Consider the following 25,806-nt stretch of genomic DNA (forward strand, 5'->3'; position numbering starts at 1 on the left):
TTTTTTTTTGCTTTCCGGAAGGTAAAAACCGGTCATCAACGGGTTTCTTGAAATGGGCTGTTCGGCCCATTTTTATGCCCTTTATTTTGCACCAAAACAGGCATCAAGCCCTGCCTGAGTATCTTTGCTTGGCAGGCCCTGCATGGGTTTATCTGCGATAAGCGTGACGCCGGTATCGACATACCCGGACACTTTTTTGCCGTGTCTGGCATAGGCTACGGCAGCATCAACACCCATTGCGGCCATCGTTAAAGGATATTGTTGGGCTGTGGCAGCAATCTTTCCTTCCCGCACGTAATTTACGCCCGCACACCCGCCATCAACAGACAGAATAAGGGCATTCTTTTGTTTACCCGCCTCCTGCAATGCTTTGTAGGCTCCGGCTGCAGCCGGTTCGTTGACGGTGTAAACCAGGTTAATGTCCGGATGTGCTTTCAGGCAATTTGCCATGACCTCGTAGCCTTGTTTTTCTGCCCCTTCGCTATAGCCTGAACACACGATTTCGGGTGTGGCCGACAGCTCACTGGTTTCGGCACCTGCCGCAGGTAAACCTAATCCTTTCATAAACCCGTTGTGCCTTCTTGCTCCTACCAGATGTCCTGGCGATAAATCCAGCATGGCTATTTTGAAGGGTTGCCCCGGGAACGTCAGCGGCATAGCCGCCTGAGCATACTGACCAATCAGCTCGCCCGCTTTATAGTTATCGGTGGCGAAGAGGGCATCGACGGCACTGATCGGATCCGTGGGAGAATCGAGAGCGATGACCTGTACGCCTTTCGCCCGAACCTCATCCAGTGCGGGCACAATGGCTTTGGCATCGCTCGGCGTAATGAGCAACGTGGTCGCGCCGGCGGACACCATGGACTGAATCGCGATGATCTGGGAAGGATAATCGCTGTCTTCTTTACCGGCTGCGGTGAGCAGCCTGACCCCGTGTACAGTGGCGCCCAGCATGGCGCCTTCTTTCATTTTCAAAAAGAACGGGTTGGTGTCTGTTTTGGTAATCAGGCCAATCGTGATGTTCTGATTACTGCCGGCAAGGGTGGCCGATGTAAACAGGGTCGCCGCCACGGCAAAAACGCAGGAAATTTTCATCTCAATACCTTAGCGGCTGCCGTTGCACTGATATTCAGATTTCCTGCACGTGAAATATCAAACGCAGAAATCCCCTTCAGCAGGATATGGGCCTGTTGTTTTAAACTGTCCGCCGCCGCCGCACTTTGTTCGACTAAGGCGGCATTCTGCTGCGTCGCCTCGTCCATATTGACCACGGCTTTGTTAACCTGATCGATGCCCGTATGCTGTTCGCTTGAGGCAAGGGTGATTTCAGCCATCAGGCTGTTGACGCCTTTGACAGCATTTACCACTTCCATCATGGTGGTGCCCGCTTCATCGACCAGCTTAGAGCCGACGTTGATCCGCTCCACAGACTCACTGATCAGGTTTTTGATTTCTTTAGCGGCATTGGCGCTGCGTTGTGCCAGCGTGCGCACTTCTCCGGCAACGACCGCAAAGCCGCGTCCTTGCTCACCGGCACGGGCTGCTTCAACGGCGGCGTTAAGCGCCAGAATATTGGTCTGGAAAGCAATGCCTTCAATGACCGTGATGATTTGTGTCACTTTGCCTGAGCTTTCTGCAATTTCATGCATGGTACTGACGACGCGTTCAACCACGACGCCGCCGCGCTGCGCCACTTGTGAGGCATTGGTAGCCATTAGATTTCCCTGATGGGCATTGTCGGCATTGTGTTTCACTGTCGCGGTCAGTTCTTCCATGCTTGCCGATGTCTGTTCCAGTGAGGAAGCCTGAGCTTCGGTCCGGCGACTCAGATCCTCATTGCCCAGCGTAATTTCCGTTGAGGCGCTGACAATGCTTTCTGCGGAATTCGCCACCTGGTTGATTAACTGATGCAGTTTTACCTGCATTTCACCAAGCTCTGCCAGCACGCTGTTTTGCGGGGCATTTTTCGCGCCTTTCACTTCACTGAGATCACCCGCCGCAATACGCTGTACGACCTGACCTAAAACAACCGGTTCCTCACCCAGCGCGCGGAACAGGGAACGGATAATAATGCCGCCCAGAATGACCGCCAGACTCAGCGCGACCAGGCTGATAATGATGAAAATGAGGCGGGTTTGTTGATACGCATCCTGTGCGGTATTCAGGCTCTCTTTTGCGCGTGCGTTACTGTATTTCAGATAATCATTGGTTGTATTAAGCAGCAGCGTCAGCTGAGGCCGTAGCTCCCGGTTCATGCGGTCAATCGCTTCGGCCTTCTTCTCGTCAAGGGCGAGATCAACAATGTGTTTCGCCACCGGACGGTAGCCTTCTTCCGCATTGAAAATCGCGGTCACGAATTGCCGATCCTTATCCGTGACGTCAGAGTGTTCTTTGATTGCCGCCTGAAGCTGGGTCAGTGCGGCAGTGGTTTTCTCTTCTGCGGCAGCCACTTGTCTTTTACCTGCTTCGATATCAGCAGGCTCACTGACCAGCACCAGCCCGTAAATATTCAGTGAACTGTCTTTTACGCCGCTGAGAATTAAATTCACTGAAGCCTCACGGGCGGAAACCTGCTGCACGTGGGTTTTGAATCGGTTGTTGGCCTGGCTTAACGCATTCATCGAGAGCAGGACTACTGCAAGAACAATGACGACTAAAACGCCAAACCCCAACGTAAGCTGGGTGCGTACAGTAGTATGTTTAAAAGACATAGAGGTAACTCCCTGAAATTGCAATTAAAAAAGTGCGCAGGCACCTTAAGTTTATGACAACACTTCAATCAGTCTGATACGTAAAACGTTGTTATTGGCGTAGCCTGTCAGGGAGCACAGGAGAGAAATCTGTCGGAAAAAATGAAGCTGCTCACGTAAACCGAATGAGATTTATTGATTAAGTTAACGGCACATTGACGGGGAAACTTGATAGCAGGGGACATGCAGCCGGTTTGTTTGGCGGAAAAGTGTGATGTCTGTCGGGTTTTTCTGGCGGCGATTTTTTCATGCGCTGTTACGCATGTCTGTTGAGCCAAAGACGCTGGCGCAGAACAGGCCGTGTGGTCGTCGCGCCGGATGAATCATTCGAAAAAGCATTCCGGTTTTATAATCTCAGGCAATGATTGAAGTTTCATATTTTGAAACACTCTGCTCCTGATAACCCGTCAACTAAGCTTGTGCTATAGAATATAGCTGGTGCTATATTTGTTATCGCCGGATAAAAATCACACAAAAATAACAAGCAAGAACAGGGTGGGGGCAGTATGCGTGGAACAGGCCAAACTTCTTCTTTAACCGACAGAACCAACGCGGCGATTGTTAATGCCATGTCTGGCCGCAAACGCAGCCTGATGACACCGCTGCTGTTTGCCGGTCCTGCGGTGATCGCCTCGATTGCCTATATGGACCCGGGTAATTTTGCAACCAATATTCAGGCTGGCTCCCGCTATGGCTACATGCTGCTGTGGGTGGTGGTAATGGCCAATATGATTGCTATGCTGTTTCAGGCGCTCTCCGCCAGGCTTGGGATCGTTACCCATAAAAACCTGGCGGAAATGTGTCGTGACCAGTTCCCGAAACCCGTGGTCTGGGGCATGTGGGGGAGCAGTGAAATTGCCGCAATGGCGACCGATCTGGCCGAATTTCTCGGGGGTGCTCTGGGACTTTCATTACTGTTCCATATGCCGTTACTGGCCGGAATGGGCATCACGGCGCTGGTGACCTACGGTCTTTTGATGGTGGAAAAACGGGGTTTCCGCCCCGTTGAGCTGATGATCGGCGGGTTAGTGGCGGTGATTGCGCTGTGTTATCTGATCGAAATGTTTATCGCCCCGGTTGACTGGGCCGCAGCCGGTCTGGGCATGGTAACGCCGCAACTGCCTGATGCGCAGGCGCTGACCATTGCCGTAGGGATCATCGGAGCCACCGTGATGCCACATGCGATTTTCCTGCACTCAGGTCTGACTCAGCACCGTACCCAAGCCAGAAATCCGGGAGAGTGCCGTAAACTGCTGCGTTTTTCCAATATTGAAGTGGTGATCGCGCTGACTCTCGCGGGACTGGTGAACATCGCGATGGTGATTATGGCGGCGAGTGCCTTCCACTCAGGGCACAGTGAGGTGGCGGAAATCGAAACGGCTTATCACACCCTGACCCCGCTGTTAGGCATCGGGGCGGCAGGTTTCTTCCTGTTGTCATTGATCGCTTCCGGTATTTCCAGCTCAGTGGTCGGCACGATGGCAGGTCAGATGATCATGCAGGGCTTTGTCGGCTTTCGTATTCCTGTCTGGTTGCGCCGGCTGGTCACCATGATCCCCGCATTTATCGTGGTGGCGATGGGCGTTAATGCCACCGACGCGCTGGTATACAGCCAGGTGGTGCTCAGTCTGGCACTGCCTGCACCGATGATTGCATTGGTGATATTCACCGGCCGTCGCGACATCATGGGTGAATTTGTGAACAGCCGCCGGACTGCCGTGCTTTCCATCATCGGCACGGTGGTGATTGTGGCGCTCAATATCATCCTGCTACTGCAAACATTTGGCGTGAATATTCCCGGTCTGGAATAATAGCCGGGAGGCTCACTTCGCCATCGCCTTCTCGTTCTTCGCCCGCAATTTCTTCGCCCGGCTCTCCAGCAGCAAATAGCATACCAGCGCCAGCAGCAGCGGCAGGAAGTAGTAAAGCACGCGATAGGCCAGCAGGGCGGCGATAATCGTGCCCTGAGAAGTGTGTTCTCCGGCCAGCAGGGCAATGAACACCGCTTCCAGCACGCCGATCCCCGCCGGAATATGCACAATCACCCCGGCGATACTGCTGACTAACAGCACACCCAGGATAAAGAAATAGTTCATATCCTGGCCGATCAGCAGCCAGATAATGGCGCCCATTGCCATCCAGTTAGCGCTGGAAATCACCATCTGCGCCAGGGCGAATTTAAACGACGGTAGCACCAGCTTTTGCCCTTTCACTGTCATATGGCGGTGTTTAGCAAAGGCGCAGAACCAGAGATATGCAGCCACCATCGCCAGCAATATAAGACCGACAATGCGCAGTGTGCCTTCGTCGATGTACCAGTGCGCAGGCAACTCCACGACGCCGAAAGTGAAGATAATGCCACCGAGCAAAATATAGCCAAGCCAGTTGGTGGTAATGCTCAGTGAGAAGATACGCGTGATCGTGCTGCCCGGCAGCCCCAGGCGGGAGTAAAGCCGGTAACGCATACCGATGCCGCCCACCCAGGTGCTGAGCGTGAGGTTAAAGGCGTAGCAGACAAAAGACACCAGCATCACCTGGCGCGCCGCGAGTTTGTGCCCGCAATAAGCACGTGCCAGCAGATCATAACAGCCGTAAAGCAGATAGCTGATAATCACCAGCCCCGCTGAAATCAGCAGTGGCGTACGGTTATAATTACGAATGACCTTCCACACGTCTTCCCAGTTAACCGTGCGGGCGTAAACCACCAACAGCACGGCCACGGCGATAAAGAAAATCCAGGTGAGGATCTTTTTCGCCAGGCGCCACCTTGGACGGGATACAGACATTATGATTTCACCTCCGAATTCTCTGACGTCACCCGATCCTGTGTTTCAATTTCGGGCTGAACGGGTGGCTTTACCTGTGCAAGCCTTGGCGTGTGTGCGGGTAGCCAGCCGACCATCGCCGGAAATTTACGCAAGAAGTGGAACACCACCACGCTTTTTGCCAGATTCCACCAGGTGCGCTTCGGGGCCATGGTTTCATCCACACACTGGCAGTCCCGGGCGATAATGTTGTTGAGATTGTCGCGCAGCGTCTGGTTAAACGTCCGGTCGTGGATAATCAGATTGGCTTCAAGATTGAGCGATAAACTCAGCGGATCGAGGTTGCTGGAACCGATTGTCGCCCAGTGGTCATCCATCAGCGCGACTTTGCCGTGCAGCGGGCGACGGCGATATTCATACACCTGCACCCCCCCTTGTAGCAGATAGTTGTACAGCAGCTCGGCACCGACTTTGACAATCGGCATATCCGGCTCGCCCTGCACGATGAGTTTTACCCGCACGCCTCGGCGGGCGGCATTGCGCATGGCGTGCAGCAGACGGTAGCCGGGGAAGAAATAAGCGTTGGCGATAATCACTTCGCGTTTCGCGTTAGCGAGCATTTTCAGATAGTGACGCTCAATATCATCCCGGTGATCCTCGTTATCGCGCCAGACAAACAGCGCCTGAGCCTCGCCGGGCCAGCGATTTTCGGCCGCATGATAACGGCGGCGTTGCTGCCACCACCGGCGGGTTTGTGCATGATCGGGCAGGTTTTCCAGCTCAAACTGCAAAATGTCATCCACCACCGGGCCTTCTACCCGCACAGCGTAATCCTGCTTGGCTTCGGGACCGTAATCGGACATATGCTCGGCCGAGTAATTAATCCCGCCGACAAACGCCACCGTGTTGTCGATGACCACAATTTTACGGTGCATACGGCGGAATAAATTGGTTCGCATACCGAACAGCGGCGGACGCGGGTCGTAATAGCGGAACACCACACCTGCTGAAGTCAGTTCCCCGACGAAATCATCGCTCAAATCAGGCGAGCCATAACCATCAAGCAGCACTTCAACGTCGGCACCGCGCCGGGCGGCGCGCAGGATCACCGCATGTAACTGGCGTCCCACTTTATCTTCGAACCAGATAAAGGTCTCCAGAATCACTTTACGCTGAGCCTTATCGATAGCCTCAAATACCGCCGGATAGTATTCGTCGCCATTTTCCAGCAGCTGGATACGGTTGCCTTCCCGCCATGCAGTTTTCATAGATGGACCTCCGCACTTAACGGGGCATGATCGGACAGATGACGCCAGTTCCGCAGCGGCAGCACGGCAGGCGCGCTGGCATAGGCATTTTTTACATAAATTCTGTCAAGACGCAGTAGCGGCATACTGACCGGGAAAGTGCGCGCCGGGCGACCCCTGGCGCGGGTGAAAATCTCCTCAAGGCCGGCCTGCATTTTAAGCGGATGACTGGCCTTTTGCCGCCAGTCGTTGAAATCACCCGCCACCAGCACCGGTTCTCCCTGCGGGAAAGCATTAACCCAGTCGGCCAGCATGTTGAGCTGCGCCTGGCGGTGTGCTTCCCGCAGACCCAGATGTACACAAATTACATGAACAGGACACTCAAGCTGCGGAGGTACGATGCGGCAATACAACAGGCCCCGGTTCTCGCTACCCGCGACTGACACGTCGCGATTTTCATAATGTTCAATGGGATAGCGGGAGAGGACCGCATTGCCGTGATGACCTTCCGGGTAGACCGCGTTGCGCCCGTAGGCGAAGTCGTTCCACATGGTGTCAGCCAGAAATTCGTAATGGCTGGTGTCCGGCCAGTTCTCGACATGCAGCGAATGGGCTTCATGTGCGCCCATCACTTCCTGCAGACAGACGATATCGGCGCTGACGGTACGTACCGCGTCGCGCAGTTCGGGTAAAATGAAGCGTTTATTAAACGCGTTGAAGCCCTTGTGTGTATTAATCGTCAGCACTTTCAACGAAAATCCCCGGGTTTGTTGGGTCATTATTTATCCTGCCAGCATCACTATCCTGATGAAATATTAAATAAAGTGTAGTTACTGTTACCAAAGGATGCAGGGTTACAGATTTTTCCGTAAACATGATGTGCCAGCATGTAATGCCTGCTGACCCCTTTCTGAGGTCAGCATCAGACAACCCGCGCGTGCTTTTCGGTTTACTTCAGTTTATTGAGAAACCCGTTTTCCCTGAGCATCCACGACGGCTTCGCCGTCTTCTTTAGTGAATGCACCTTGCTGTGCGTCCGGCAGGATATCCAGAACGACCTCAGACGGGCGGCACAGTCTGGTGCCCAGTGGTGTCACGACAATCGGGCGGTTGATAAGGATTGGATATTGCAGCATGTAGTCGAGTAACTGTTCATCCCTGAACGTATCTTCAGCCAGGCCCAGTTGCGCATAAGGTTCAACGTTTTTTCTCAGTAATGATCTCACTGAAATACCCATGTCACTGATAAGTTTTATCAGTTCGCTGCGGCCTGGCGGCGTTTCAAGATAGAGAATAACGGCAGGTTCAACGCCGCTGTTACGGATGAGTTCAAGCGTGTTGCGTGAGGTGCCACAGGCAGGATTATGGTAGATAGTCACAGACGTCATAACGGTGCTCTCTTGTCAGTAAGACCTGCCGTGATGTCACAGCAGGCGGGTAGCGGGGGGAATTAATGGGGGAACGACAGACGGAGGGCAAGGGCCGCCAGCGTCACAAACAGCACCGGAAGGGTCATGATAATCCCGACCCTGAAGTAATATCCCCAGGTGATCCTGATGTCTTTCCGGGACAGTACGTGAAGCCATAACAGGGTCGCCAGGCTACCGATTGGGGTGATTTTAGGTCCCAAATCACTGCCGATAACGTTGGCATAAATCATGGCCTCTTTGATCACGCCTGCCGCGCTGCTGCCGTCAATAGACAGCGCACCGATCAGTACCGTCGGCATGTTGTTCATGACGGAGGAAAGGAACGCGGTCAGGAATCCCGTGCCTAGTGTGGATACCCACAGGCCCTGCTCAGCCAGATGACCGAGGATCAGGGACAGGTAATGGGTCAGGCCGGCGTTGCGCAGGCCGTACACCACCAGGTACATGCCCAGTGAGAAAATAACGATTTGCCAGGGTGCTTCGCGCAGCACCTTGCCGGTGTTGATTGCATGACCACGCTTTGCCACGATAAACAGAATAAGCGCGCCCGCCGCCGCAACGGCACTTACGGGAATTCCCAACGGCTCCAGTCCGAAGAACCCGACCAGCAACAGTATTAATACCCACCAGCCAGTTTTAAAGGTCAGGCGATCTTTAATGGCTTCGTGCGGTACCGGTAACTTAGAGACATCATAGGCCGCCGGAATGTCTTTGCGAAAGAACAGGTGCAACATGACCAGCGTTGCCACGATAGACGCCATGTCGACAGGTACCATGACGGAGGCATAGTCGTTAAAGCCAATTTTGAAAAAGTCTGCGGAGACAATATTCACGAGGTTCGACACGATAAGCGGCAGGCTGGCGCTGTCGGCGATGAATCCCGCCGCCATCACAAAGGCCAGCGTCGCGCCCCGGCTGAAGCCTAAAGCCAGCAGCATGGCAATCACGACAGGTGTGAGAATAAGCGCGGCTCCGTCGTTGGCAAACAATGCCGCGACGCAAGCGCCAAGCAGGACAATATAAGTAAACAGTAAGCGTCCCCGGCCTTTACCCCACCGTGCTACGTGCAGCGCCGCCCACTCAAAAAAGCCTGACTCATCCAGCAGCAGACTGATAATGATGACCGCGATAAAGGTGGCCGTCGCATTCCATACAATGTTCCAGACGACAGGGATGTCGCCCATACTGACGACACCGCCAATAAGGGCCAGCGCGGCGCCGGTAATGGCACTCCAGCCGATACTCAGGCCTTTAGGCTGCCAGATAACTAACACGATAGTCAGAACAAAGATTGCCCCTGCTAACCACATATTTTTTCTCCGGCGCGGACGGGAGATACCCGTCCGCGCTATCATTTATGTTTTCCTGTGAGAACATTCAGCCGGTCAGTACCTACCGGCTCATCTCCCTGCAACAGGGCTTTGCCTTGTACACCCGGATCTTTCCCCTGAGTCACTCACATCTTTTCGCGATAGTGTTCGGTTTCTGCCCGCGGGGGCAGCGCCGGGGCGCTTTTCATCGGATAGCGCGGTTATTTATATTTGTATTTTCGCATGTATTTCCGGTCCGGCATCACAGGCAGACGGACTTGCCGCCTGTTGTGTTTTGGTTACGGGTGATGTTTTTAACCTGTGCAGTAATCTTGTCCCGGTCACTCAGAAATGCTTGTTCGATAACGGCTGCTGCCCATGCCGGCATGTGTGGTGACAAGCGGTAATGAATCCATTTCCCGTCACGGCGATCTAAAATGAGCCCTGTTTCTCTCAGCATAGCCAGGTGTCTTGAGATTTTCGGCTGCGACTCGTTAAGCACTCCGATGATTTCGCAGACACACAGCTCTCCGGCTTCTCTGAGCAACATGACGATCGACAGACGCGTTTCATCGGACAGGTTTTTAAACAACACAAGCGAAGACAAACCGTTCATAAGAACTCCTTTATGTAATGCGTTTATGGTATGCCCTGCTTAAAAATTGTCAATAACACATGTGTTTTTTCGAATATGTACGCCTGGAGTTATGTCATCTAAAGCGATCGCTATGTGTAAGCGTCCGGATTTGAAGCAGTGACATCAAAACACACCCAAGTCTGACTTTCCCCCTGACAAAAAATGCGTTTAATTTGACACAACCTTGACAGATAGATGCCTGGACAGTAGTTTTGTTTGCAATTAATGACTAGGCAAATATTATGCACAATACTTCCGCTATTAGCGGCGATAAATTACCCCTTGGTTTGCTTATCCACCTCGCGAACCAGTTCAAAGACCAGATCATCAGCGAGTACTTTGCCGGTGCGAATATCACTGCGCAACAATTCAAGGTATTGATTACTATATATAAAGGTTTCTCCAGCCCTGTTGAAATCAGCAAAAATTTGGTAATGGACGCCGGCGGCATGAGTCGCATGGTTGACCGCATGGTAAAGCGGGAACTGATTGCACGCACCCCGAACCCGCAGGATAAACGCCAGGTGATTCTGACGTTGACTGACGAAGGTCAGGCCCTGTGCGAACGTTTTGAGAAAGATGCGCAGACCTCAATCATGGGCAATCTCACCGCACGCCTTACGCCCGGGGAATCCCACTTACTGGTAGAGCTCATTACAAAAATGCTCCCGGACGACATCACCGCACCTCATCGCTAACGTTTTCAAAAAGGTCATCACAAGATGGAAACCACACCTGCCCAAGATGTTGAGCGCGGTAGCAAGCGCAAACGTAATTTTATAATTTTGTTTTTTATTCTGGTGATTGCCGCCGGGGGAATACTGGCGTGGTATCTGCTTTACGCCCGCTTCTATGAATCTACCGATGATGCTTACGTAAATGGCAACCAGGTCACGCTTACGCCGCAGATAGGCGGTACGGTGACACAAGTGACGGTGGATGAAGGCGACTTTGTACAGAAAGGCCAGCCGCTGGTGCTGCTCGACCCGAGCGACACCGAAATCGCTCTGCAACAGGCGGAAGCCAACCTTGCGAACACCGTTCGTCAGGTTCGGGGTTTGTACAGCACGGCGGATAACTACCGTGCCCAAGTTGCGGCCAAAAAAGTCGCCTTGCAAACGGCACAAAATGACTATGCCCGCCGCCAGAAGATTTTCTCTTCCGGCGCTATTTCTTCGGAAGATCTTTCTCACTACCGTGATGCGGTCACCAGCGCACAAAGCGATTTAGCCGCCGCGCAGGAAGCGTTACGCACCAATACTGCAATGGTCGACGACACCGTTATCGACAGTCATCCGGAAATCAAAAGTGCGGTTGCCACACTGCGCCAGCGCTTCCTGGACAACGCCCGCACTACCATCGTTGCACCCGTAAGCGGTTACGTAGCCAAACGCGCTGTGCAGCTGGGTATGCGCGTGGATTCCGGCACCACGCTGCTGGCTATCGTGCCGCTGAGTGAAGTGTGGGTGGATGCAAACTTCAAAGAAAGTCAGATGTACTCCATGCGCCTGGGTCAGAAGGTCACGCTCAATGCGGATCTTTACGGTGACAAGGTTGAATACCACGGCACTATCGAAAGCCTGGGCATCGGGACCGGCAGTGCGTTCTCTCTGCTACCCGCCCAGAATGCCAGCGGCAACTGGATCAAGATTGTTCAGCGCCTGCCGGTGCGTATCACGCTCGATCCGCGCGATATGCAGAAGCACCCGCTGCGCGTTGGCCTGTCGATGAACGTCCGCGTGGATATCCGCGACGACGGCGGCCATTTGCTGCCGCAGCAAACCGTTAGCACCCCACGTTTCAGCACGGATGTGTATCAAAACCCACTGGCGGAAGCGGACAAACTGGTGGCTAAAATCCTTCATGACAACAGCAAAGCGGTTGCCACAGGCAGCCGTTAAGAGAGACGTAATGCAAGATAAGGCCGCATTTACGCCGCCCACTATGTGGCTGGCGGTGCTCGCATTGTCGCTGGCGACATTTATGCAGGTATTGGACTCCACCATTGCAAACGTTGCGCTGCCGACTATCGCCGGGAACCTTGGCGTCAGCGCGGACCAGGGGACGTGGGTTATCACCTCTTTTGCGGTGTGTAACGCCATTGCCCTGCCGCTGACCGGCTGGTTTACCCGCCGGTTCGGGCAGCTAAAGTTGTTTGTTGGTTCGGTGGTGATGTTTACGCTCAGCTCGTTCCTGTGCGGCTTAGCGCACAGCATGACCGAACTGATCATCTTTCGCGCCCTGCAGGGGTTTTTCGCAGGCCCGATGTTCCCGATGTGTCAGACGTTGCTGCTGGTGATCTTCCCTCCCATCAAGCGAAGCATGGCGCTGGCGCTGCTGTCGATGGTGACGGTTGTCGCACCCATCGTCGGACCCATCACCGGAGGCTGGATCACCGATAACTATTCCTGGCCATGGATCTTCTACATCAATGTGCCAATCGGCATTTTTGCCACTCTCGTGGTCTGGACCCAGCTGCGTGCCCGTGAAGAAACGACGAGCCACGTGCCAATTGACTATATTGGCATTGCGCTGCTGGTGATGGGGGTTGGGTTGCTGCAGGTTGTATTAGATAAGGGCAACGATCTCGACTGGTTTGCTTCCCTGCAAATTGTCATCATGACGGTCATTTCCGCGATTTCCCTGGTGTCGTTTGTCATCTGGGAACTGGGCGAGCGCCATCCGATTGTTAATCTGCGCTTGTTCAAAGAGCGCAACTTTGCCGTCGGCACGCTCTCGCTAACACTGGGCTACGCCGCGTTCTTCGCCATCAACATTATTCTGCCGCAGTGGCTGCAAACTCAGATGGGCTATACGGCGATTTGGGCAGGGCTCGCCGCCGCACCCATGGGCGTACTGCCGTTATTGATGACGCCGTTTATTGGCCGCTATGCCAACAAAGTTGATCTGCGTATTCTGGCATCGCTGTCATTCCTGACGATGGGGGCATCCTGTCTCATCCGTGCACAGTTCAACACCGACGTGGATTTCCGCACCATTGCGCAAGTGCAGCTGTTTATGGGGATTGGCGTGGCGTTTTTCTTTATGCCTGTGACCACTATCGTCTTGTCGAATCTTAACGGTGCAGAAATCGCCGAAGGTTCCGGTCTGGCAACGTTCTTCCGCGTACTGGGTGGGTCGTTCGCCTCGTCGCTGACGACCTGGATTTGGTCCCGCAGAGAGATATTCCACCATGCCAGTCTGACGGAGAGCGTCTCTGCGTACAACCCGGCGGCGGTGAATTATATTGAGAAGATGGGCGGGCTCACCCAGCAGAATATGGCGTCTGTCGATAAAACCATTGAGCAGCAGGCCTATATGATGTCGACCATTGATTACTTCTGGATATTAGGCTGGGGCTTTATGGCGCTGATTGTGGTTATCTGGTTCACGCGGCCACCCTTCAGTCGTTCTGGTCCGTCAGGTGCTCCGGCGGCAGGGCATTAAATGAAAGGTAAAACGTAAAGTAGCTGCTTCGAAGCGTACAACACCCGGCTAAACGTAGCGGAGAAAACCCTGACGTTGATTCTCACCGAGCCTGGACAGCCGAGCAGAAAACCTGAAGAGTGTATCTATGCTTCGGGTGCGCAGACAAAACAAAGCTTATTGCCTTCCGGATCCCGGCAATAAGCGGCAAAGAAATCTGTCGCATATTCTCTAAATCCTGGCGGGCCCTCATCGGTTCCTCCCATCGTAATGGCAAGTTCCCAAATCTCTTTCACATCAGCGTGTGAGGCCACTAAGAAACTCACCTGAACGCCATTTCCCCAGGTTGAAGGGAGGCCATTCACAGGGAGTTGTACATAGAACTGAGGCCATCTTTTATCCGGGTCTTTCCAGCCCACACCTTGTGCGCTACCGCCATTTCCCTCAGGGATCTGAACGAGGCCTAATCTGGAAAGTATGGCTTCATAGAAACAAACCAGCTTGCTTCAGATTTCTGGCTCCGACGTGTACATGACTAAACATGCGTGACTCTCCATGAAAAGTAACGATGACTTTTGAATTGCCATAAACAGTGTAGACCTTTTTAAATCGATGCATCACAGCACGCTTTTTCAGTCATACAGTCAGATATTTGCTCTTGGCTTCCCCTGGTCCGACATTTTCCAACGTAGCGGGCTGATTCGTGCCAGAAATGGACGTTACATACATCACAATATTTTAATTGATGAGGGCAGATTCAACGGATATTTTAATGAATTCATGTGGCTAGCATGAGCCTATTCAATAATGGAGATGCAAATATGTATAAACACTTTTTTGTGTGTATTTTCGCGCTTGTCGTTTTTTCTGTGGGTGCTGCAGAGGGTGGTGCGGGAGGTAAGGGGGCGGATGGTGGAAACGGTGGGGATATGTCACAACCTGGTAAACCAGGTGCAGACGGCGGGAGGGGCGCTGACGGGGGCAGTTCAGATAATTCACCAGGCAGGGCAGGATGCCCGGGAGGAACGGATCCTGCTGAGAACGGCCTTTTTTATCTCCCGGGAACAAAAGAACAATGCAATCCAGGTCCGCAGGATTCAACAAAAAGTGCAAATTTGTTGTAATGCATTATCTTCGTAACTGCTTTTATCGTTAATGCGACTGGCTGACAGGCACGGTTGGGGATCCTCATTGGAGATAGAAAATTTGGATATGGAACTCAGTATCCGGGAAGCAATCCGTTCTGATCTTGCGATCATGAGTGATTTGGCTCGCGAGCTCAATATCATCCATCATAAAGCGCGCCCAGATATTTATGCTGATGTGACTTTGAATGAGGGAGCAGATGAACCCCATTGGATGGGATTTATTGAAACTGATGATCATGTTGCGTTTATAGCCCGGCATAACTCTCTTCCCATCGGGTTTATTGCAGCGAACATATCAATACCAACAAGTCCACTTCTGAAGCCAGTCCCTGGTTGCAGGATTTGCTCAATATGTGTTCTTGAAACACACAGAGGGCAAGGCGTGGGTAAAGTATTGATGAACAGAGTGCGTGATTGGGCTCTGGCACGTAACGCGCAGGAACTCAGACTGGCTGTTTGGCATTTCAACAAGGCAGCAATCCGCTTGTACGAGGAATTTGGCTTTGAGGTTCGTGCGCTGGAGATGGGCATGCCAATATCTTCTAAGGGGGAGGTTTGAACGCATGACCTTATCCCCGTTGATTAACACACGGCGATGTTTTGAAATACACCCTCAGTGGTCAGAACGATTTCGTACTTCCGCTTTTCGCGCATAGCAACCCTTTTGCATATGCATACTGACAAGGGGCGGAAATATTGCTTTGTAGCAGAGGTTACTCACCTGTGTCCCAGCCGTACTCTGAGTAACTCTCATCAGCATTAATGGCTTCAATAGCCTGCCTTACATAGGGTATTGTTTCTTCTGGCAGATCCGAAATATTCTTCCAGCTTACTTCGGCATGCTTGTCAGGTTCTGCAAGGAAAGGTACACCACTCCATTCTCGGCAGATAAAATAATGCCCTATCCATGAACGGTTTTCCGTCCACACATGCATGGTATGCACAAGGGCCAACTCTGAAGGAATTGTGTCCACCCCTGTCTCTTCTTTTAGCTCTCTGGCGGCAGCGGTGGAGAGTGTTTCGCCTTTTTCTAGCCCACCGGCCGGTAAGCTAAAGCAACCATCCATCCAGCCCGTATTAGACCTTCGGAGCATGCAGAGTTCATCCCCTTTTAGAAGCAAGACGAATACTGCTATGGATAGATTATATCTGCCACGGCCCATGTAGCGATTGCCCAATTACTTAGAATACTGTCTATATATACATTGCTTTAATGCGTTTTGATATCTGTTAATTTTGAAAATGAATGTCCTTACGTCCTTTGTGAGTACCGCCCCATCATCTGTATCGGGGCGGATCAAGTGTGTATTTATTGACAGTGCAATCGAACAATGTTCAGAAGCTATATGTCACTTTCAAGCTTCCATTGGGCGATGCTTTTCGTTGCACAATCGGGCTGTTGCGTGCATCACCAGCCAACTGTGTAAAGCCTGTAGCGGCCACTACGCTCCAGTTCTGGTTGAACTTGTGCGTCCAGTCCATATTCATTGAATAGGCATAAATCCCGGAACCGGCATCATATTGAGTAAACCCCGATGCGGCTGACTGTGATGAACTTACCCCGTAGTAAGTTTGCATATAGTTGTCTGTTCCCCAGCTGCTGGTCAGCGCCATCGTCACGGTATTTTCCGATGAACTATAAAGCGGGCTGATAATGCCGAAATGCAGGGCCGCGCCATTGTCCCGCTGAGAAAACGGCACCTCAGCCTGCAATTGCAAATGAAGCCAGTCGGTTACCTTATATCCCAGACCCAATGCCCCGATAGCCGAGCCTTTGACATCGCCCATACCCCGCAAGTCGTCACTGCCATCGCTCATTGCGTCGCTGTCCACGTCATGATCCTTACGGCCTGCGCGATAGCTCAGCGCAGTACTGTAATCCAGCTTGCCGGAGCTGTTGCCATAACCGATACCCCGCATGGTACTCACGAAGAACCCATTATGCATCGAGTAATCAAGCACCAGGGCTGTCGTGACGCGGTTTTCATCCGAACCAGAATAAAGTGGCGTAACATCCACGCCTCCTCCCAATGTTAAGGCGTTACCCTGTTGTGGTTCTGCCGCAAGTGTTGGGTTGGTCAGTAACGCCAGCAGCGCACCCGGCAGCATTTTTTTCAGGGTGCGTCCTGAGAGTAAATAGGGGAACTTATGACGCAGTTCGAAGTTGCTCATTAAAGAAGTCCTTATGGATTCAAATGATTACGATACAAGCGGGTTTTAAACGCCAGAACGCTCAGTTTGAATACGCACCCTAAAGTTCTCATGAGCTAAAAATGAAGAAATACTTAAGCACGTGCCGGTGACGCAAACATGATAAATTTCCTGATACCGTTTTTTTCTTCAGACGTTCTTCATTCACTGTTGATAACGTAACTATTGTGAAAATTCTCCTCATCGAAGACGACCTGGATCTCGGCAACGGCGTACGTATTGCCCTTGCAGATCAGGGATTAGATGTCATATGGGTTCGCCGCAAAGTGGATGCGCTGCATCAACTCGATGCCTGCTTGCCGGAACTAGTTTTGCTCGACCTCGGACTGCCTGACGGCGATGGCATGAGCCTGATGGCGTACTTGCGCCAGCAGCTCAAGGGGATCCCCGTCATCATTCTGACCGCGCGGGGCACTCTGCAGGATCGCCTGTGCGGGCTGGATGCCGGTGCTGACGACTATCTCGTCAAACCTTTTATTCTTGCCGAGTTATTGGCCAGAGTGAGAGCCCTTGCGCGACGCAGTTACGGTTTTGAGAATGAGGTGATAGAAATTCGTGGGTTATCTCTCCACGTGCCGACTCGTCGCGTGACAGTGAGCGCGCGGAATGTTGAGTTGACGGCAAGTGAATACGCACTGCTTGAAACTTTAATGATGCGCACTGATCGCGTGCTTACACGAAGGTTTCTGGAGGAAAGGATATTCGGCGCAAAAGAAAATATGAGCAATGCACTCGATGTGCATATGGGTAATTTACGTCGCAAAATCGGCGACGGCTATGTACGAACGGTGAGAGGCGTAGGGTATGTCATTGATACTGTGCCGATTCAGAAAGGGGCTGGTTGATGCGAAATTTTTGGCACCACCTGAGAACTCCAACGCTCGTACGGCGAATTATGATCGCCCAGATGCTACTGCTTACACTGCTTTGGTGTCTTTTTCTGACCTACATTTTGTGGGAGAACTTGCGTAGCCCCCCTATGCTAACGGGCAACAATACCTACGAAACCATTCTTACATTGGTTGATCGTATGGATGATCGCCCGCAGGATCTCACCGCTGTGCTGAAAAAGTTCAGCACAGCGTTGCGGGAAGGTTATGGCGGAGGTGAAGATCCGAAACTGTCAATCAGCCTAATCGTTCGGAAGAATAAAGAGATAATTTATTCATCTGATGGCGCTCCGGCAGGAGTGACAAACACCAGGTATGGGAAAATTCAGAGCATCCGGAGTGGGGGGCGCACCTGGACTAGCCGTACTCTCAAGTCCGGGAGATCCGATGCGGAGGTAACACTTGTCACCCCTGCCGGAGGCTGGAACTTTTTTATATACCTGAACTCGCGGGGATACTACATATTGCCGCTACTGGTGTGCATTCCTTTTCTTTTGTTTCCCGCGTGGCTGTCAATCCGTATTGCAATGCGCCCCTGGAACAAGGTGGTAAATGAAATTTCCTTACGAACTTCAGAAGATCTCTCTCCCTTAAAAGAAGTGCCAAAGCACATGGAGCTTCGCCAAATGGTGGACGCTACTAATCTATTTCTTGCCAGGGTGCGAGAGAGTTCTGATAGGGAACGGGTTTTCATTGCAGATGCCGCCCACGAACTGCGTACCCCACTGGCTGCGATGCGAATCAATGTGGAGGCTTTGCAGTCCTATGTAAGCAGCGATAATCAACAGGAGTTGCTTGCAGGGATTATTCGCAGCAATAGCCGTGCAGCGCGTCTTGTCAATCAGTTGCTGCTGATGATGCACAGCGAAGTGCGTATTGACACTGTTATGGAGCCTGTGCCGCTGACAACGCTCATACAAGAGCGAATGGCTGCACTGGCACCGCTAGCGGCTGAGCGCAGGATTGAGCTCGAATTCTACTCTAATGATGAAATCTGGATCACAGGCGTCAAGGAACGCCTGATGTCGCTGATTGATAATTTAATTGAAAATGCCGTGAAGTACAGCCCTGAGGGCGGACGGGTTGAGGTAGATGTAGGATCACTTGATAAATCTACTCAGCTGCGTGTTTCAGATGCAGGGCCCGGCATTCCATTTGAATTGAGGGAGCGCGTGTTCGATAGGTTTTTTCGCGATCCCAATCAGATGCAAAGCGGGAGTGGATTGGGACTTGCAATAGTCAAAGCGGTTGCGCAGCAACACAACAGCAGCGTATGCCTAAATACGTCTGCAGAAGGTGGGCTCATGGTTACTGTTGACTTTCCAAACCACAAGTCAGCCTGAAAGAAAACATAATTTTGATACCAGCCCAGCGGAGAGCCTCTGTCAGAACAATGGAGTTGAAATTGAAATATTTGACCCTGTCTACACTATTATTTTCTATCTCGATCAGCGGGTGCGCCATAACCGTCAGCGAATTAAAAAGCAGTCAATCCTCTTATGACGGCAGCTTTACGAGCAAGACGGAGCCCTCAGATACGTATCGAACTTTAAGGCACATGGCAAGGCAGTGCCTGGAATATGAGGCATATTCAGGAAATCCGGTCATCGTATTAAGCGAGTTTGACGGTGAGCGCAATGAAGGTGAAATCAATCAAAAGCTCCTTGCGCAGGGACTGTTGATTAACAACACGCTAATTGAAATAGAAAGACATGATGGGGACAAAGCACAGGTCAGCCTATACACAACCAAGAACATCTTGAGTGTGGGCATCAGGTCGCCAAATATAAGTGATATCAAGCGCTGGGCTGACGGCGATAAAGCTTGCCAGAACGACACTGTCGTCAATACCGTGAAACATCTCAGGCCATATGACTTAATCCCCGGTTGATTTACACACCGCGATTTAAGTAATACCTTCATCAGTAATGAGAATAACTGCGAATGGCTATCCCTCGCTCATAATTGCCCTGGATCCTTTAGCGGATAGGTCTGAGTAGCTACGCAGCTTAAAATGATTCAAGGAATCTTTGTTTCGGGGGCGGTTTTAGTAACCGCTACAATTTTTTGCTCATAAAGACGGTCTTTCCACCCATGAATTGTTCATGTCTATCGATTTCATATTCTGGCGCTGCATATAAGGCAATGTTCGCCTCGAATGCTTCGTTCGTCTGCAGGCGAATTTCCCCAACGAGTCATTTCGTCTCAGAAAGACAAATTAAGTGATGAGTAAGCAAAAGTTAAGCCTCTTTATTGAAGAGGCTTTTTTTATTGGCGTGTTACTTAATACAATATCAATGCTGAATCGTAGACCCGATGTTTTTAATTACGATCTGAGTAGTTTTTTGACTATAAACCAGGGTGTTAGCGGGGATATCTTTATTGATAAATGACATTGCCCCAATAGTGACATTGTCTCCAATAACGATGTCCCCAAGAATGCAGGAGTTAGCACCGATATCGACGTTATTACCGATTGTGATATATCCTATATCAGGCGTTGATTTTTTCCTTCCAATAGTCGTGTTTTGACGGATGTTCACATTGTCGCCAATCACACATTCAGCTCTGATTACGATCCCCACGTAATGGTTTATTTTCATACCGGTTCCGATATGTGCAGCAATGCTTATGTCTGCGCCATACTTTCTGGCTAAGTTAACGCCAATTATTTTGGCGATTTTTCGCTGGCGAGATGATGAGGATTTATACAAATAGTTTGCAATCCGCCACCAAAAGTAGAAGCGTTTTTTGCGATTAAAAGCTACGCGGTGAAATACTTTTAGCCATGAGAATCTTTTGCCCCCATCTCTTTTTATTACTTCTATTCTTAAACATTCTTTCAAATGTTCATAGCCTGTAACTTTATTACTTGTGGAGCTGACCAGAGGATTATCCATATTGTATTACCGTTAAATAAAAGCAATTAAGCACTTATCGGCATTGAACAAATAAACTTTAAAAGAATAACCTGAGTAGAGGATATGCCCGAAAAGCAGGGCGCAGGCGCTCACAAATCTGAAATTTTTAACGAATTTTACCTTCCGCCACCGGACCAATTTGCGCCCAACGCTTTTTCCCCTGTACGGCTCATACGGCAGTAAGGGCCTGGCAGGGGGATCCTGCAAGGCGAATCATCGGACGAAGTTCGATGGAGAGTCCGGAAAGCGGAAAGCAAAAAACCCGCCATAGGCGGGTTCTTCTAAATATTGGTGCCCGGACTCGGAATCGAACCAAGGACACAGGGATTTTCAATCCCTTGCTCTACCGACTGAGCTATCCGGGCAACGGGGCGCATTAAACCGTATCGGGCATGTGCCGTCAACGGCTTTTTGTGACAACAGCGGGGTTCGTCACCTGACTGATGCTTTTTACGACGATTTGTCGATTTAACTTACGGCCCAGGCCACCTGTCCAGGTTTGTACCCGACAACAAGCCCGAAAAACGTGGAGGTTCCGGGACATGCTCCCTGTCGCATTCTGTAAGAAATTCGCCGTATGTTCAGGGTTGAACCGGGGGGTAAAAGATGCGATTATTGCGCCGATTTATTAAACAACTCTGATCCCGTTTTCACGCGACAGCTCAAGAGGGTTGCGGCATGGCTGGTTTATCACATCGCGCTGTTCGCCAGTGCAAAAACAATCTGATGATGATCTCCGGGTGCTGTAAACACCACGATTTCAGTTTTCCTCCTTTTGTCGTCTCTTTCATGCGGTAAGGCTACCGTTTGCTCGCTGTTAGGCATTATTAAAAACAGAGATTAAAACAGAGCAGCTCTCTGATTTTACTGTTGTCTATCCGACGTGGCGTGGCCTGAAACCCGATTTGTCACCGCTTTGCCCCACCGGCATAGCTCCGTTGCACTCGATATCTCGCTTAGCCAACGTCAATTGCCGGGCCGGACTCTGCGCTTACCTTTTATGCCGTAAGATCCCGCTCATTGCCGTGCCATCTGGCACACCCTCTTACTTAACCGTTTGAGAGTCTGAATGAAACACTTAAAACTTGCAGCAAGCGCTTCCGTCGCCCCTTATCTCCAGACTGCACGTCTGGTCGTTGACCTGCGCCGCGCCGATTATGCGGACGTTGCGGCCATCATTATTTCTGTCGGTGACCTGAACCACGGCAGGCTGGCGGAGATTGAAACGCTGGGATTTGGTATTCCCGCGTTTGTTGCGGTGCAGGGTACGGAGCAGGTGTCACCTGAGTTTCTGCCGTTGCTGAAAGGCGTTATCACGCTGTCGGACGCCAATCAGGCATTTTATGCCGCGCAGATTGAATCTGCCGCGCAGGCTTATGAAGAAGCGCTGTTCCCGCCGTTTTTCGATACGTTGAAAAAGTATGTCGAGATGGAGAACGCCACTTTCGCCTGTCCGGGGCACCAGGGGGGCGAGTTTTTCCGACGTCATCCGGCAGGGCGACAGTTTTATGATTTTTACGGCCCGAATATTTTCCGCTCCGACATGTGTAATGCGGATGTCAAACTGGGCGATTTACTGATCCACGAAGGATCGGCGAAAGATGCCCAAAAGTATGCAGCTAAAGTCTTCAGCGCAGATAAAACCTATTTCGTGCTCAACGGCACGTCTGCGGCCAATAAAGTCGTCACTAATGCACTGCTGACGCGCGATGATCTGGTGCTGTTTGACCGTAACAACCACAAATCAAATCATCATGGTGCGCTGCTGCAGGCGGGTGCAACGCCGGTTTATCTCGAGACTGCGCGTAATCCGTTCGGTTTTATCGGCGGTATCGATGCTGCCTGTTTCGATGAAACCTATCTGCGTAAACAAATCAAACAGGTGGCACCTCATCGCGCGGCCGAAAAACGTCCGTTCCGTCTGGCGATTATCCAGCTTGGTACCTATGACGGCACCGTGTACAACGCCCGTCAGGTCGTGGATAAAATCGGTCACCTGTGCGACTACATCCTGTTTGATTCCGCATGGGTGGGTTATGAACAATTCATCCCGATGATGAAAGAATGCTCGCCGTTGTTGCTGGAACTTAACGAAAACGACCCTGGCATTATCGTCACGCAGTCTGTTCATAAGCAGCAGGCCGGGTTCTCGCAGACTTCGCAAATTCATAAAAAAGACAATCACATCAAAGGCCAGAAGCGTCATTGCAGCCATAAAAAGCTCAACAATGCGTTTATGATGCATGCCTCGACCAGCCCGTTTTATCCGTTGTTTGCCGCACTGGATGTCAATGCGCGCATTCATGCCGACGGCAGCGGAAAACATATGTGGATGGAGTGCGTGAAGCTCGGCATCGAAACCCGCAAAATGCTGCTTGATCAATGCTCAATGATTTTGCCGTTCGTTCCCCCGACTGTCGGTGGCAAACGCTGGCAGGATCATGAAACCAATGAGATGGCTAACGATGTGCGTTTCTTTGATTTTGTGCCGGGCGAGCGCTGGCACGCATTCGACGGTTATGCCGGGAAACAGTATTTCGTTGATCCCTGCAAATTGCTGCTGACCACGCCGGGCATTGATGCTTCCAGCGGTAAGTACACGGAGTTCGGCATTCCGGCAACCATTCTGGCGAACTATCTGCGTGAGAATGGCATCGTGCCGGAGAAATGTGACCTTAACTCGATTTTGTTCCTGCTCACTCCGGCGGAAACACCGGCCAAAATGCAGTTGCTGGTGGAAGAACTGGTGCGGTTCGAGCAATACATTGAAGAAGATGCGCCGCTCAGCGAAGTACTGCCGACGGTATATCGTAAAAACGAAGACCGCTACCGGAATTACACCATCCGCCAGTTGTGTCAGGAAATGCATAACCTCTACGTCAGTTTTGATGTGAAAGAGTTGCAGAAAGAGATGTTCCGCGAGAAGAGTTTTCCGCAGGTCGTGATGAATGCGCAGGATGCTCATAATGAGTTTATCCGCGATAACATCGAACTGGTGGCGATTGGTGATGCCGAAGGCCGTATCGCTGCGGAAGGCGCTCTGCCTTATCCTCCGGGCGTGTTGTGCGTCGTGCCAGGTGAATTATGGGGCGGGGCGGTTCAGCGTTACTTTATGGCGCTGGAAGAAGGTATCAACCTGCTGCCGGGCTTCTCGCCGGAATTGCAGGGGGTGTATATCGAGAAAAAACCGGTTGGCTGGAAGCGTGTGATGGGGTATGTCGTTTCTGCGTAATTTCTTAAAATAAAGCCTGGTTTTTCACATAATCATCTTTACGTAATGCGGAGGCTATAGCCTCTGCATTATTTATAACACACTTATAATGTATTTTATGAATATGTAATAGCGGGCAGTTTTATCGATAATATAAATGATTTTATCAACTTTCTGGCTTTATGGATTATTATTACTTATCAGGATTAATTAATTTTTTGTATGTTTTAGTTAATGTTAATTACGCACATTACTGAATATTCCCTGCAAGTAATTCCCCGCAATTTTCAACTCAAAATTGTTTCCAAACATTGCTTTTTACTTTCCAATCCTATAAATTGCCCTACTACCGAGACTGCTAAAAATAAAACGTTATGCATAAGGATGTTAATAGGATGTATGTCTCTATATTTGGCATTCCTGGATTTGTTGTTATTTATTATTGATCATGATACCCCGCACTGATTCTCAGCGATATTTAATTTCTGCATGACATAGGCAGAGGCTATTTCACAGCCTGTTTTCGGTGGTTGACTCATTATCATATTATTACGCTATGGATACCATAACATCCATGGGCGGTAGCGTGGGAAAGCCATCCTCACTGGCTAAACTTACTCTTACTTAAGAACCTCATAAAAACATCTTCCTTAATTCCCCGGCGGGCAGGGATAAAAATACCAGAAAGAAAGCTGCCCCGATAAAAATAAACGGTTAAAACGTTATGAAAGTTAAGCTCTTCTCTGTTCCACTCGTCATATTTTTCACATCGCTGTGTGGATGTACGTTATCGCCAGGTATCGGTCTGAATACCTCGGGTAAAAATGTCGTGAACGAAAAAGTTCCTTCTGAAGATATTAGCGCCCTGGTTGATGTTTACCCTATTACGCCTAAACTGGTTGAATCCCTCATCCGGCGTCCCGCCGTTGCAACAGTGAATAGCGACCTGGATTCACGTCTTAAAAACTACCAGTACCATGTCGGCATCGGCGATATATTAACCATTACCGTATGGGATCATCCTGAACTTACCACACCCGCCGGTCAGTATAGGAGTGCCGGAGAGGCCGGAAACTGGGTAAATGCCGAGGGGGCCATATTCTATCCTTACATAGGCATGGTTAACGTTGCCGGCAAAACTACCTCCGAAATTCGTAGCAATATTACTGCCCGGCTCACCCAATATATTCAATCACCGCAGGTTGATGTCAATGTCGCGACGTTCCGCTCGCAAAAAGTCTATGTCACCGGTGAGGTGGTAAAATCCGGACAGCTACCGGTCACCAACGTTCCCCTGACCATAATGGATGCAATTAACCAGGCGGGGGGATTAGGTGAAAATGCCGACTGGAATAATATCGTATTATCGCATAACGGTGAGAAGTCCCTCATTTCTTTGCAGGCCCTAATGAAGAACGGAGATATGCGGCAAAACCGTTTACTCGAGCCGGGAGATATTCTCTATATCCCAAGAAATGACGAGCTGAAAGTGTTCGTGATGGGTGAAGTGAACAAGCAAATGACATTACGCATGGATCGTAGTGGTATGACTCTGACTGAAGCTCTGTCGGATGCCCATGGTGTTGACCCGCTGACGTCAGATGCTACGGGGATTTTCGTCATCCGCCCCCTGAAAGGGGAGGCTAAAAACAGGATCGCGAATATTTACCAGCTGAATGCGAGCGATGCTGCGGCACTGGTGCTGGCAACAGAGTTCCAGCTTGAGCCTTACGATATTGTGTATGTGACGACGGCTCCGGTAACAAAATGGAACCGTATTATCGGACAACTATTGCCAACTATTACCGGGGTTCATGACCTGACGGAATCAGCCCGCTATATTCGGAACTGGTAAGGAAA

Annotated in this window: 20 protein-coding genes, 1 tRNA gene and 1 pseudogene; 10 read left to right on the forward strand and 12 right to left on the reverse strand. The window is 50.9% G+C overall.

What is annotated here, in order from left to right; genetic code table 11:
• Positions 1 to 81: 81 nt before the first annotated feature.
• Both EVX52_RS12355 and EVX52_RS12360 read right to left on the reverse strand, forming a co-directional pair.
• Positions 82 to 1,095, reverse strand: a complete 1,014-nt coding sequence (locus tag EVX52_RS12355; protein WP_129953076.1) for a substrate-binding domain-containing protein — start codon at positions 1,093 to 1,095, stop codon at positions 82 to 84.
• Positions 1,092 to 2,711, reverse strand: coding sequence for a methyl-accepting chemotaxis protein (locus tag EVX52_RS12360; protein ID WP_129991378.1), 1,620 nt, complete (start codon positions 2,709 to 2,711; stop codon positions 1,092 to 1,094). Before EVX52_RS12360 ends, EVX52_RS12355 begins: the two co-directional genes overlap by 4 nt.
• A gap of 545 nt (positions 2,712 to 3,256) precedes the next feature.
• On the opposite strand from EVX52_RS12360, the gene EVX52_RS12365 reads away from it, so the two are divergent.
• Positions 3,257 to 4,561 (forward strand): Nramp family divalent metal transporter, encoded by a 1,305-nt coding sequence (locus EVX52_RS12365; RefSeq protein ID WP_129953074.1) that lies wholly within the window; start codon positions 3,257 to 3,259, stop codon positions 4,559 to 4,561.
• A 12-nt stretch (positions 4,562 to 4,573) separates the two neighbouring features.
• Here EVX52_RS12365 and EVX52_RS12370 read toward each other — a convergent pair whose 3' ends face one another.
• The 6 genes from EVX52_RS12370 to EVX52_RS12395 form a co-directional block, all read right to left on the reverse strand.
• Entirely contained in the window at positions 4,574 to 5,536 is a 963-nt protein-coding gene (locus EVX52_RS12370) for a YbhN family protein (protein WP_129991379.1), read from the reverse strand.
• Positions 5,536 to 6,783: a cardiolipin synthase ClsB gene (clsB, locus tag EVX52_RS12375; protein ID WP_129991380.1), complete on the reverse strand. Its 1,248-nt coding sequence runs from the start codon at positions 6,781 to 6,783 to the stop codon at positions 5,536 to 5,538. Before clsB ends, EVX52_RS12370 begins: the two co-directional genes overlap by 1 nt.
• Entirely contained in the window at positions 6,780 to 7,541 is a 762-nt protein-coding gene (locus tag EVX52_RS12380; protein WP_129953071.1) for an endonuclease/exonuclease/phosphatase family protein, read from the reverse strand. Before EVX52_RS12380 ends, clsB begins: the two co-directional genes overlap by 4 nt.
• Before the next feature lie 180 nt (positions 7,542 to 7,721).
• Complete coding sequence (gene arsC / locus EVX52_RS12385) at positions 7,722 to 8,150, reverse strand: glutaredoxin-dependent arsenate reductase (protein ID WP_129991381.1); 429 nt, start codon at positions 8,148 to 8,150, stop codon at positions 7,722 to 7,724.
• A 62-nt stretch (positions 8,151 to 8,212) separates the two neighbouring features.
• Entirely contained in the window at positions 8,213 to 9,502 is a 1,290-nt protein-coding gene (locus tag EVX52_RS12390) for an arsenic transporter (protein WP_129991441.1), read from the reverse strand.
• Between the two features lie 262 nt (positions 9,503 to 9,764).
• On the reverse strand, positions 9,765 to 10,118 hold the full coding sequence (locus tag EVX52_RS12395) for a metalloregulator ArsR/SmtB family transcription factor (RefSeq protein WP_129991382.1): 354 nt from the start codon (positions 10,116 to 10,118) through the stop codon (positions 9,765 to 9,767).
• A gap of 263 nt (positions 10,119 to 10,381) precedes the next feature.
• Between EVX52_RS12395 and EVX52_RS12400 the strand changes: the two genes are divergently transcribed.
• The 4 genes from EVX52_RS12400 (at position 10,382) to EVX52_RS12425 (ending at position 15,272) form a co-directional block, all read left to right on the forward strand.
• Positions 10,382 to 10,837: a MarR family transcriptional regulator gene (locus EVX52_RS12400; RefSeq protein ID WP_129991383.1), complete on the forward strand. Its 456-nt coding sequence runs from the start codon at positions 10,382 to 10,384 to the stop codon at positions 10,835 to 10,837.
• A gap of 24 nt (positions 10,838 to 10,861) precedes the next feature.
• Complete coding sequence (locus EVX52_RS12405; protein WP_129991384.1) at positions 10,862 to 12,040, forward strand: efflux RND transporter periplasmic adaptor subunit; 1,179 nt, start codon at positions 10,862 to 10,864, stop codon at positions 12,038 to 12,040.
• A 10-nt stretch (positions 12,041 to 12,050) separates the two neighbouring features.
• Entirely contained in the window at positions 12,051 to 13,586 is a 1,536-nt protein-coding gene (locus tag EVX52_RS12410; RefSeq protein ID WP_129991385.1) for a DHA2 family efflux MFS transporter permease subunit, read from the forward strand.
• Positions 13,587 to 14,756: 1,170 nt separating this feature from the next.
• Positions 14,757 to 15,272, forward strand: a complete 516-nt coding sequence (locus EVX52_RS12425) for a GNAT family N-acetyltransferase (RefSeq protein WP_205952655.1) — start codon at positions 14,757 to 14,759, stop codon at positions 15,270 to 15,272.
• A gap of 154 nt (positions 15,273 to 15,426) precedes the next feature.
• Here the strand turns inward: EVX52_RS12425 and EVX52_RS12430 are convergent, their stop codons facing one another.
• On the reverse strand, positions 15,427 to 15,876 hold the full coding sequence (locus tag EVX52_RS12430; RefSeq protein ID WP_129991386.1) for an NUDIX domain-containing protein: 450 nt from the start codon (positions 15,874 to 15,876) through the stop codon (positions 15,427 to 15,429).
• Positions 15,877 to 16,048: 172 nt separating this feature from the next.
• Entirely contained in the window at positions 16,049 to 16,885 is an 837-nt protein-coding gene (locus EVX52_RS12435; RefSeq protein ID WP_129991387.1) for a MipA/OmpV family protein, read from the reverse strand.
• Positions 16,886 to 17,091: 206 nt separating this feature from the next.
• Between EVX52_RS12435 and EVX52_RS12440 the strand changes: the two genes are divergently transcribed.
• The 3 genes and pseudogenes from EVX52_RS12440 to EVX52_RS12450 all read left to right on the forward strand — a co-directional run.
• Positions 17,092 to 17,769, forward strand: coding sequence for a response regulator transcription factor (locus EVX52_RS12440; RefSeq protein WP_129953061.1), 678 nt, complete (start codon positions 17,092 to 17,094; stop codon positions 17,767 to 17,769).
• Positions 17,769 to 19,157: a HAMP domain-containing sensor histidine kinase gene (locus EVX52_RS12445; RefSeq protein WP_129953060.1), complete on the forward strand. Its 1,389-nt coding sequence runs from the start codon at positions 17,769 to 17,771 to the stop codon at positions 19,155 to 19,157. Before EVX52_RS12440 ends, EVX52_RS12445 begins: the two co-directional genes overlap by 1 nt.
• 50 nt (positions 19,158 to 19,207) lie before the next feature.
• Positions 19,208 to 19,642: pseudogene (locus EVX52_RS12450) on the forward strand (hypothetical protein); the annotation flags it as partial.
• A gap of 466 nt (positions 19,643 to 20,108) precedes the next feature.
• Here EVX52_RS12450 and EVX52_RS12455 read toward each other — a convergent pair.
• Both EVX52_RS12455 and EVX52_RS12460 read right to left on the reverse strand, forming a co-directional pair.
• Positions 20,109 to 20,714, reverse strand: a complete 606-nt coding sequence (locus tag EVX52_RS12455) for a serine O-acetyltransferase (protein WP_129991388.1) — start codon at positions 20,712 to 20,714, stop codon at positions 20,109 to 20,111.
• A gap of 310 nt (positions 20,715 to 21,024) precedes the next feature.
• Positions 21,025 to 21,100, reverse strand: a tRNA-Phe gene (locus EVX52_RS12460).
• Between the two features lie 704 nt (positions 21,101 to 21,804).
• On the opposite strand from EVX52_RS12460, the gene speF reads away from it, so the two are divergent.
• Positions 21,805 to 23,967, forward strand: a complete 2,163-nt coding sequence (speF, locus tag EVX52_RS12465; RefSeq protein ID WP_129991389.1) for an ornithine decarboxylase SpeF — start codon at positions 21,805 to 21,807, stop codon at positions 23,965 to 23,967.
• Positions 23,968 to 24,670: 703 nt separating this feature from the next.
• Positions 24,671 to 25,801 carry a polysaccharide export protein gene (locus EVX52_RS12470; protein WP_129991390.1) on the forward strand — a complete coding sequence of 377 codons (1,131 nt, stop codon included), beginning with the start codon at positions 24,671 to 24,673 and terminating at the stop codon, positions 25,799 to 25,801.
• The last annotated feature ends 5 nt before the right edge of the window (positions 25,802 to 25,806 follow it).

The sequence above is a fragment of the Rahnella sp. CFA14(1/10) genome (genome assembly GCF_004195095.1).
GTDB lineage: Bacteria > Pseudomonadota > Gammaproteobacteria > Enterobacterales > Enterobacteriaceae > Rahnella > Rahnella perminowiae.

Coding starts and splice junctions, on each gene's coding strand:
- EVX52_RS12355 (WP_129953076.1), bottom strand. CDS start 1,095: ATGAAAATTTCCTGCGTTTTTGCCGTGGCGGCGACCCTGTTTACATCG.
- EVX52_RS12360 (WP_129991378.1), bottom strand. CDS start 2,711: ATGTCTTTTAAACATACTACTGTACGCACCCAGCTTACGTTGGGGTTT.
- EVX52_RS12365 (WP_129953074.1), top strand. CDS start 3,257: ATGCGTGGAACAGGCCAAACTTCTTCTTTAACCGACAGAACCAACGCG.
- EVX52_RS12370 (WP_129991379.1), bottom strand. CDS start 5,536: ATGTCTGTATCCCGTCCAAGGTGGCGCCTGGCGAAAAAGATCCTCACC.
- clsB (WP_129991380.1), bottom strand. CDS start 6,783: ATGAAAACTGCATGGCGGGAAGGCAACCGTATCCAGCTGCTGGAAAAT.
- EVX52_RS12380 (WP_129953071.1), bottom strand. CDS start 7,541: ATGACCCAACAAACCCGGGGATTTTCGTTGAAAGTGCTGACGATTAAT.
- arsC (WP_129991381.1), bottom strand. CDS start 8,150: ATGACGTCTGTGACTATCTACCATAATCCTGCCTGTGGCACCTCACGC.
- EVX52_RS12390 (WP_129991441.1), bottom strand. CDS start 9,502: ATGTGGTTAGCAGGGGCAATCTTTGTTCTGACTATCGTGTTAGTTATC.
- EVX52_RS12395 (WP_129991382.1), bottom strand. CDS start 10,118: ATGAACGGTTTGTCTTCGCTTGTGTTGTTTAAAAACCTGTCCGATGAA.
- EVX52_RS12400 (WP_129991383.1), top strand. CDS start 10,382: ATGCACAATACTTCCGCTATTAGCGGCGATAAATTACCCCTTGGTTTG.
- EVX52_RS12405 (WP_129991384.1), top strand. CDS start 10,862: ATGGAAACCACACCTGCCCAAGATGTTGAGCGCGGTAGCAAGCGCAAA.
- EVX52_RS12410 (WP_129991385.1), top strand. CDS start 12,051: ATGCAAGATAAGGCCGCATTTACGCCGCCCACTATGTGGCTGGCGGTG.
- EVX52_RS12430 (WP_129991386.1), bottom strand. CDS start 15,876: ATGGGCCGTGGCAGATATAATCTATCCATAGCAGTATTCGTCTTGCTT.
- EVX52_RS12435 (WP_129991387.1), bottom strand. CDS start 16,885: ATGAGCAACTTCGAACTGCGTCATAAGTTCCCCTATTTACTCTCAGGA.
- EVX52_RS12445 (WP_129953060.1), top strand. CDS start 17,769: ATGCGAAATTTTTGGCACCACCTGAGAACTCCAACGCTCGTACGGCGA.
- EVX52_RS12455 (WP_129991388.1), bottom strand. CDS start 20,714: ATGGATAATCCTCTGGTCAGCTCCACAAGTAATAAAGTTACAGGCTAT.
- speF (WP_129991389.1), top strand. CDS start 21,805: ATGAAACACTTAAAACTTGCAGCAAGCGCTTCCGTCGCCCCTTATCTC.
- EVX52_RS12470 (WP_129991390.1), top strand. CDS start 24,671: ATGAAAGTTAAGCTCTTCTCTGTTCCACTCGTCATATTTTTCACATCG.